Genomic DNA, 7885 nt, shown 5'->3' on the forward strand with positions numbered 1-7885 from the left:
CCGGCGCCCGACCCCCGCCCCGCCCCGCCGCCCCCCGAGCCGCCCGCACCCGAGGGGGCGGCCTCTGACCAGGCGCCCGCCTCCGAGGCCGGGACCGGCGGTGAGTCCGCGTCCGAGGCCGTCGGCGGGACCGGGGCCGGGGTGGAGGCCGAGGACGGGCCGTCGCTGCGGGCACAGGTCGAGGCGATCCTGCTGGTCGTGGACGAGCCCGTGGCCGAGATCACGCTCGCCCAGCTGCTGGAGCGGCCGGTCCCCGAGATCGCCGCCACGCTGCGCGGACTGGCCGCGGAATACACCGAGCAGGGCCGCGGGTTCGACCTACGGGACGTGGCGGGCGGCTGGCGCTTCTACACTCGTGACATCTGCGCGCCGGTGGTCGAGAGGTTCGTCACCGACGGGCAGCAGGCCCGCCTGACCCAGGCGGCGCTGGAGACCCTGGCCGTCGTCGCCTACCGGCAGCCGGTCAGCCGGGCCCGGGTCTCGGCGGTGCGCGGGGTCAACAGCGACGGCGTGATGCGGACGCTGGCCCTGCGCGGCCTGATCGAGGAGGCCGGGCAGGACCCCGAGTCCCAGGCCATCCTGTTCCGAACCACCGGGTACTTCCTGGAGCGACTGGGGCTGCGCAGCCTGGAAGAGCTGCCGGACCTGGCCCCCTACCTGCCCGATGACCTGCCAGAAGAGATAGTCGAGGAAGCGTGAGCGACAACGAGGGCGTACGCCTGCAGAAGGTCCTGGCCGAGGCCGGGATCGGCAGCCGCCGCCACTGCGAGGAACTGATCGGCGAAGGCCGGGTCGAGGTCAACGGCGAGCGGGTGTTCCGGTTCGGCGAGCGGGTCGACCCCGAGCGCGACGTGATCAAGGTGGACGGCCGCCGGGTGGAGACCCGGTCGGAGATGCGCTACTACATGATCAACAAGCCGCGCGGCGTGGTGTCCACGATGAAGGACGAGCGGGGCCGCAAGTCCCTGGCGTCCTACGTGGAGGTGCCCGAGCGGCTGTTCCACGTCGGACGGCTCGACACCGACACCGAGGGCCTGATCCTGCTCACCAACGACGGCGAGCTGGCCCACCGGCTGACCCACCCGAGCTTCGGCGTGAGCAAGACCTACCTGGCCGAGATTCACGGCCCGATCCCGCGCGACCTGGGCCGCCGGCTGCGCAAGGGCGTGGAGCTGGAGGACGGCTTCGCCAAGGCCGACCAGTTCCGGATCTTCGACCAGGTCGGCAAGCGCATCCTGGTGGAGATCGTCCTGCACGAGGGCCGCAAGCACATCGTGCGGCGGCTGCTCAAGGAGGTCGGCTTCCCGGTGCAGCAGCTCGCCCGCGTGGAGTTCGGACCGCTCAAGCTCGGCCAGCTCAAGCCCGGCCACATGCGGGCGCTGACCGTCCGCGAGATCGGGGAGCTCTACAAGGCCGTCGATCTATAGCCGATCCGCGGCGGAACGACGTGGCGGGTGGCGCCCGCCCCGCCGCGGCGGGTATGACCAGGGCGGAAGCAACGGCGAGGACGGGAGGCACCCGTGGCGGTGAGGGCGGTCCGGGGCGCGACGCAGGTGGACGCGGACGACCGGGAGGAGATCCTGGCGGCGACCACCGAGCTGGTCACGGCGGTGATGGAGCGCAACGGGCTCGGCACCGACGACGTGATCAGCGTGCTGTTCACCGCGACGCCCGACCTGACGGCGGAGTTCCCCGCGCTCGCCGCGCGCAAGCTGGGCTTCCAGGAGGTCCCGCTGATGTGCGCGAGCGAGATCGCCGTCCCGCACGGGCTGCCCCGGGTGATCCGGCTGATGGCGCACGTGGAGACCGACCGTCCCCGCTCGGAGGTGCAGCACGTGTACCTCCGGGGGGCGACGGCCCTGCGCCTCGACATCGCCCAGTAGCCTGCCCGGGGCGGGCGCACGGCCACGGGCACGCGGCCACGGGCACGAGTACGGGCACGAGTACGGGCAGGTGGCCAGAACCCCGCCCGCCGGACGTTCCTCGGGCGGGCTCGCTCCCCGAGGGAGTGACGGTGGCGTGGTGGTGGGGTTCGGGCGCGGCCTCGGTGGAGTGGGACGATCCGGCCGCCGTCGACCAGTAGGCTGGATCGGTGGCAGAGACCCCAGTTCCCGAGCGCCCCGGAAACGGCGAACGCGGCCCCGGCCGCGTGGTCGTCATCGGCACCGGCCTGATCGGCACCTCGATCGCGCTGGCCCTGCGCGGACGGGGCTCGGAGGTCTATCTGTCCGACCGCGACGCCGCCGCGCTGGCCGTGGCGGCGGAGATCGGCGCGGGGGAGCCGCTGCCCGCCGAGGGCCTGGGCGGCCCCGTCGACCTCGCCGTGATCGCCGTCCCGCCCGCCGCGGTCGCCGTGACCCTGCTGGACGCGCAGAAGCGCCACCTGGCCGAGGTGTACACCGACGTCGCGAGCGTGAAGGCGCTGCCGCTGGCGCAGGCCGCCGAGCTGGGCTGCGACCTGGCGTCCTACGTGCCGGGGCATCCGCTGGCGGGCCGGGAGCGCTCTGGGCCGTCCGCGGCCCGCGACGACCTGTTCCTGGGCCGTCCGTGGGCGCTGTGCCCCGACGAGCGGACGAGCCCGGCCGCCGTCGAGGCGGTGGAGGGGCTGGCGCGGCTCTGCGGGGCCATGCCGGTCACCGTCGGCGCCGAGCACCACGACCGGTCGGTCGCGCTGGTGTCGCACGCCCCGCACGTGGTGTCGGCGGCGGTCGCGGCCCGGCTGACCGGCGCGGACGACACCGCGCTCGGCCTGGCCGGGCAGGGCGTCCGGGACGTCACCCGGATCGCCGCGTCCGACCCGCGGCTGTGGATCGGCATCCTGGCCGCCAACGCCGAGCCGGTCGCCGACGTCCTGGAGGGCGTCGCGACCGACCTCGCGGTGGCCGCCTCGCTGCTGCGCGACGGCAGCGAGGGCGCGGCGACGCACGTCGCCGACCTGCTGCTGCGCGGCAACGCCGGACGGGCCCGGATCCCGGGCAAGCACGGCGGCGAGCAGGGCGGGTACGCCACGGTGACCGTGGTCATCCCGGACCGGCCGGGCGAACTCGCGATGATCTTCCAGGCGGCGACCATCGCCGGGGTGAACGTCGAGGACGTCTCGATCGAGCACTCGCCGGGCCGCCCGGTCGGTGTGCTGGAGCTGTCGGTCCGGCCCGAGGAGGCCGCCCGGCTGGCCGACGAGCTGCGCGCGCGTGGCTGGTCGGTGCCCGGCTGACGGGTACCCTGGAACGCTGGCCGCCGCCCGCGTCCGCCCGGCGCCCCCCCGGCCCCGGCCCGGCCGGGACGCCGGTACCGCCCCTGCACCGCTTCAGCACCGCCCCTGACACCGAAAGGCAGCGATCGTGTCGCTCGTCATCGCCATGGACGGCCCGTCCGGTTCCGGCAAGTCCAGCGCCTCCAAGGGCGTGGCCCGCGCCCTCGGCCTGCGCTACCTCGACACCGGCGCGATGTACCGCGCCATGACGTGGTGGATGCTGCGCCAGGGCGTGGACGTCGAGGACGGGGAGGCGGTCGCCGCCCGCGCGGGCGAGCCGGTGCTGGTGTCGGGCACCGACCCGGACCGTCCGGCCATCGAGGTGGACGGCGCGGACGTGTCGGAGCCGATCCGCACCCGCGAGGTCACCAACGCGGTCAGCGCGGTGAGCCGGGTTCCCGCGGTGCGGGAGCGGATGGTCGCGCTGCAGCGTGAGATCATCGGGGCGGGGGGCATCGTGGTGGAGGGCCGCGACATCGGCACGGTCGTCGCGCCGGACGCGCCGGTCAAGGTCTACCTCACCGCCAGCGAGGCGGTGCGCGCCGCACGGCGGGCCAAGGACCTCGCGGCCGACCCCGGCGCGTCGGTCACGGTCACCCAGGCCGAGCAGGCGCGGCGCGACCGGCTGGACTCCACCCGTAAGGCGTCCCCGCTGGCGATGGCGGCGGACGCGCACGAGATCGACTCGACCGAGCTGAGCCTCGACGAGGTCATCGAGGCGGTCGTCCGCCTCGCCAAAGAGCAGTACTGAGCGGGCTCGGCAACGAGCGCACGAGCGAGCCGGGGGACGCCGGGAGGCGTACCCGACCGGCGAGCGGGGACAAGAACGTGACTGAGAGCGAATACGACTTCGACCCGGCGGACTTCGACGTCGCCGACCTGGAGCGGGAGGCCCTCGAGGAGGGCTTCTCCGAGGAGGGCGAGGGGCCGGCCCCGGTGGTGGCCGTGGTGGGCCGTCCGAACGTCGGCAAGTCCACCCTGGTCAACCGGATCATCGGCCGCCGCGAGGCGGTCGTGGAGGACGTGCCGGGCGTGACCCGCGACCGGGTCGCCTACGACGCGACCTGGTCCGGCCGCCGGTTCACCATCGTGGACACCGGCGGCTGGCTGCCCGACGCGGCCGGCCTGGCCGCCGCGATCGCCGAGCAGGCCCGGATGGCGGTGGACCTCGCCGACGTGGTGATGTTCGTCGTGGACGCCACCGTCGGCGCGACCGACGTGGACGAGGCCGTGGTGGAGATCCTGCGCCGGTCCGGCAAGCCGGTGGTGCTGGTGGCCAACAAGGTCGACAACGTCGCCACCGAGTCGGACGCGGCGCTGCTGTGGAGCCTCGGCATCGGCGAGCCGCACCCGGTCAGCGCCGTGCACGGGCGCGGCTCGGGCGACCTGCTGGACGCGGTGCTGGAGGCGCTGCCCGAGCAGGCCCCCCGGGAGCGGTTCGGCATCGAGGCGGGCGGGCCGCGCCGGGTGGCGCTGCTGGGCCGTCCGAACGTCGGCAAGTCCAGCCTGCTGAACCAGCTGGCGGGGGAGAAGCGGGTCGTCGTCGACTCGGTGGCGGGCACCACCCGCGACCCGATCGACGAGGAGATCGAGCTCGGCGGCAAGACCTGGCGGTTCATCGACACCGCCGGGATCCGCCGCCGCCACCGGGAGAACCAGGGCGCCGACTTCTACGCCACCCTGCGCACCCAGTCGGCGCTGGAGCGGGCCGAGGTCGCCGTCGTGCTGATCGACGCGACCGAGCCGCTCGCCGAGCAGGACCTGCGGATCATCTCGATGGTGATCGAGTCCGGCCGCGCGCTGGTCATCGCCTACAACAAGTGGGACCTGCTGGACGAGGAGCGCCGCCACTACCTGGAGCGCGAGATCGACCGGCAGCTCCACAACGCCCGGTGGGCGCCGCGCGTGAACGTGTCGGCCCGCACCGGACGGCACATGGAGAAGCTCGTCCCGGCGATCGAGACGGCGCTGGCGGGCTGGGACGCGCGCGTCCCGACGGCCAAGCTGAACCAGTTCTTCGCCGACCTGGTGTCGTCGCACCCGCACCCGATCCGGGGCGGCAAGCAGCCGCGCGTGCTGTTCGCGACGCAGGCGGGCGTCCGGCAGCCGCGGTTCGTGCTGTTCACCTCCGGGTTCCTCGAGGAGGGCTACCGCCGGTACATCGAGCGGCGGCTGCGCGAGGAGTTCGGCTTCGAGGGCACGCCGATCGCGGTGACCATGAAGATCCGCGAGAAGCGCGGCAAGCGCAAGTAGCGTCCGGCGGCGGACGCGCCACGGCCCGTCCGGGGGTTCCCCGGGCGGGCCGCGTCATGTCAGGATGCCTACGAGGCCAGCGAGTAAGTCATCCCTTACTCGCCGACGGACGAAGGGTGCGACGTGAAGCTTCTGCTGCTGGTGCTCGTGGCCGCCGGACTCGTGGCCGCCGGTTTCTACTGGCGGCAGCCCTGGATCGGCGCCGTCGGCCTGCTGGTCCTGTTCGCCGGCATGTTCACCGACCGCGACGACGTCGCCAACGACGAGGAGAAGCGCAGCTTCGAGACGACCAAGTCCGTCCGCAACATGCGCCACCGCGACCGCTGATCCTCACACTCCCGGCTCCTCGGGGGCGACGCGCCGGTCCTCGACGTCCGGCTGGGGCCTGCGGGCGTAGCGGCCGTAGGCCGACGGCTTGAGCGGCTGGGTGACGGCCGACTCGTCCGGGGAGACCCGCCGGGAGGTGTCGCGCTCGTCGGCCGCCCTCTCCTCGAGGGCCGTCTCGGCGGCGGCGGTCTCCCGGACGCCGACGACCGCGAACCGGCCGATCGCCACCGCCGCGAGGAAGACGATCACGACGCCGAGGGCGGAGAAGCCCGCGAGCTGCTCGGCCAGGTGGCGCTCCCTGGTCGCGCCGAGCGGTTCGCCGATGCCGTTCACGTCCCACAGCACCGCGACCTGCGTCCCGACGACGAACCAGGCCCCGCCGAGCGCGGCGAGCCATCCGCCGGCCGAGGCGACCACCCGGTTCCGGGCGGCCAGCGCCACCAGCCCGCCGAGCGCCGTCGCCGCCCCGGGGGCGATGGACAGTTCGAGCCGGTCCGTCCCGTAGATCCACGTCTGGTCGGGGTGGAAGCCGAAGTGGGCGTACGGCCCCACGAACGGCAGCAGTGCTCCCCACAGTCCGAGCAGCACGAGAAGAACCCCGCTGAAAGCCCCCCGACTTCTGGGCACCCGCATGGTCCCGGTCATCTTCGACGCCTCCCGACCAGGTCGAACTATCAAGTTTTGACCCGCCTTTACCCTCCCTCCAGACCTTCATGCGAGCGACCCCGCGCCACCGCCCACACCAGCACCGACACCAGCCCCATCCCCGCACCCGCCGCGCCGAACGCTGCCTCCGGACCGCCTTCGGCGAGCGCGGGCATCAACAGCGTCCCGGCCGTCCCCGCCGTCCGCACCCACGTCTGGTCGGCCGTCATCAGGCCCACCCGCTCTTCGGACGCGAACCGGGACAGGTGCGTGCGCAGGCCGATCGCCGCCACCGGCGAAGCCGCGCCGAAGGCCACCGAGACCACGATGAACTGCGGCATCGTCCACGCCGCGCCCAGTGCCGCCAGCAGGACGCCTTGGGCGGCCCACGCCGCGCAGTACCCGCCCGGAACCCGTCCGGCGCCCCGCAGGTTCCCGGCGAGAAGGTTCGCGGCGACCGCGCCAACCCCGGTGGCCGCAGCGGTCCACGCGTACACCGACCCCGTCGCCGCCCCACCGAGCCGGACCGCCAGCAGGGCGGGCACCGCCAGCGTGATCCCGTACAGCAGCTGACCCACGCCGTGCAGGGCGATCATCCACGTGGTGACCGGACGGCCGCGCAGCAGCTCTCGGGCCCGGGGCGGACGCGTCGGGGCCACGCCGGGCGTCGGGATGGTCCGGGTGGCGGGGACGCGGCGCGCCAACACGGCCAGGGCCACGACCGAGACCGCGAAGGTGGCCGCGTCCAGCGCGTACAGCCGCACCTCGGGAAGCACGAGCAGCAGCAGCGCCGCCGCTCCGGGGCCGGTGATCTGCGCCGTCCGCCGCATCAGGTCCATCAGCCCGGACACCTGCCGGACCTGGTCGGCCGGCACCAGGTCGACGGCGAGCGACGCCAGACACGGCTCGAACACGGCTCCCAGCAGGCCCAGCAGCGCGGCGACGGCCAGCAGCGCGGCGGTGCTGGGGCCCGAGACCGTCCACAGGACGGGGAGGGCGGCGACGACGAGGGTGCGGGCCGCGTCCACGGCCGCCAGACGCCCGAATCCCGCCGTCCAGGTGACCAGACGCCGGCCGGCCAGGCCGACCAGCAGGTAGGGGAGGGACTCCGCGACCGAGACCGCGCCCATCAGGAGGGCCGAGTGGGAGGTCTCCCAGGCCAGCCACATGACCGCGAGGGCGTACATCCGGTCGCCGAGGACGCTCAGGGTCTGCGCGGACCACAGCAGCGCGACGTTGCCGTCCCGCAGCAGCTTCAGGTAGCCCACACGGGCAGCTTGGCGGATGGTTGCGGGTCGCGCGCCGGGTTGTCTTGTTCAGGAGGCTAGACGAGTAGTTCCGAAGTCTGTCCCCTGGGACAGGGCGAGGGTGTTCAGGCTCGGTTTGTGGAGACCGAAGAACTGAACA

Annotated in this window: 9 protein-coding genes; 7 read left to right on the forward strand and 2 right to left on the reverse strand. The window is 73.9% G+C overall.

The annotated features are described in order from the left end of the window. Window positions 1-141 precede the first annotated feature (141 nt). From scpB to DZF91_RS31785, 7 genes are all read left to right on the forward strand, one after another. Window positions 142-699 carry an SMC-Scp complex subunit ScpB gene (gene scpB, locus DZF91_RS31755; RefSeq protein WP_117360761.1) on the forward strand — a complete coding sequence of 186 codons (558 nt, stop codon included), beginning with the start codon at window positions 142-144 and terminating at the stop codon, window positions 697-699. Further along, window positions 696-1427, forward strand: coding sequence for a pseudouridine synthase (locus DZF91_RS31760; protein WP_117360753.1), 732 nt, complete (start codon window positions 696-698; stop codon window positions 1425-1427). The genes scpB and DZF91_RS31760 overlap by 4 nt, the downstream gene beginning before the upstream one ends. A gap of 93 nt (window positions 1428-1520) precedes the next feature. Beyond that, the gene (gene aroH / locus DZF91_RS31765) at window positions 1521-1883 is read left to right on the forward strand and encodes a chorismate mutase (protein WP_117360754.1); all 363 of its coding nucleotides are present in this window, start codon (window positions 1521-1523) and stop codon (window positions 1881-1883) included. A gap of 209 nt (window positions 1884-2092) precedes the next feature. Beyond that, window positions 2093-3214, forward strand: coding sequence for a prephenate dehydrogenase (locus DZF91_RS31770; protein ID WP_199487033.1), 1122 nt, complete (start codon window positions 2093-2095; stop codon window positions 3212-3214). A 127-nt stretch (window positions 3215-3341) separates the two neighbouring features. Then, on the forward strand, window positions 3342-4004 hold the full coding sequence (gene cmk, locus DZF91_RS31775; RefSeq protein ID WP_117360756.1) for a (d)CMP kinase: 663 nt from the start codon (window positions 3342-3344) through the stop codon (window positions 4002-4004). A 77-nt stretch (window positions 4005-4081) separates the two neighbouring features. After that, window positions 4082-5506: a ribosome biogenesis GTPase Der gene (gene der, locus DZF91_RS31780; RefSeq protein ID WP_117360757.1), complete on the forward strand. Its 1425-nt coding sequence runs from the start codon at window positions 4082-4084 to the stop codon at window positions 5504-5506. A gap of 123 nt (window positions 5507-5629) precedes the next feature. Beyond that, window positions 5630-5833, forward strand: a complete 204-nt coding sequence (locus tag DZF91_RS31785) for a hypothetical protein (RefSeq protein WP_117360758.1) — start codon at window positions 5630-5632, stop codon at window positions 5831-5833. Window positions 5834-5836: 3 nt separating this feature from the next. On the opposite strand, the gene DZF91_RS31790 is transcribed toward DZF91_RS31785, so the two are convergent. Both DZF91_RS31790 and DZF91_RS31795 read right to left on the reverse strand, forming a co-directional pair. Continuing rightward, the gene (locus DZF91_RS31790; RefSeq protein WP_117360759.1) at window positions 5837-6421 is read right to left on the reverse strand and encodes a hypothetical protein; all 585 of its coding nucleotides are present in this window, start codon (window positions 6419-6421) and stop codon (window positions 5837-5839) included. Between the two features lie 104 nt (window positions 6422-6525). Further along, entirely contained in the window at window positions 6526-7746 is a 1221-nt protein-coding gene (locus DZF91_RS31795) for an MFS transporter (RefSeq protein ID WP_117360760.1), read from the reverse strand. Window positions 7747-7885 lie beyond the last annotated feature (139 nt).

The organism is Actinomadura logoneensis (assembly GCF_003428695.1).
Lineage (GTDB): Bacteria > Actinomycetota > Actinomycetes > Streptosporangiales > Streptosporangiaceae > Spirillospora > Spirillospora logoneensis.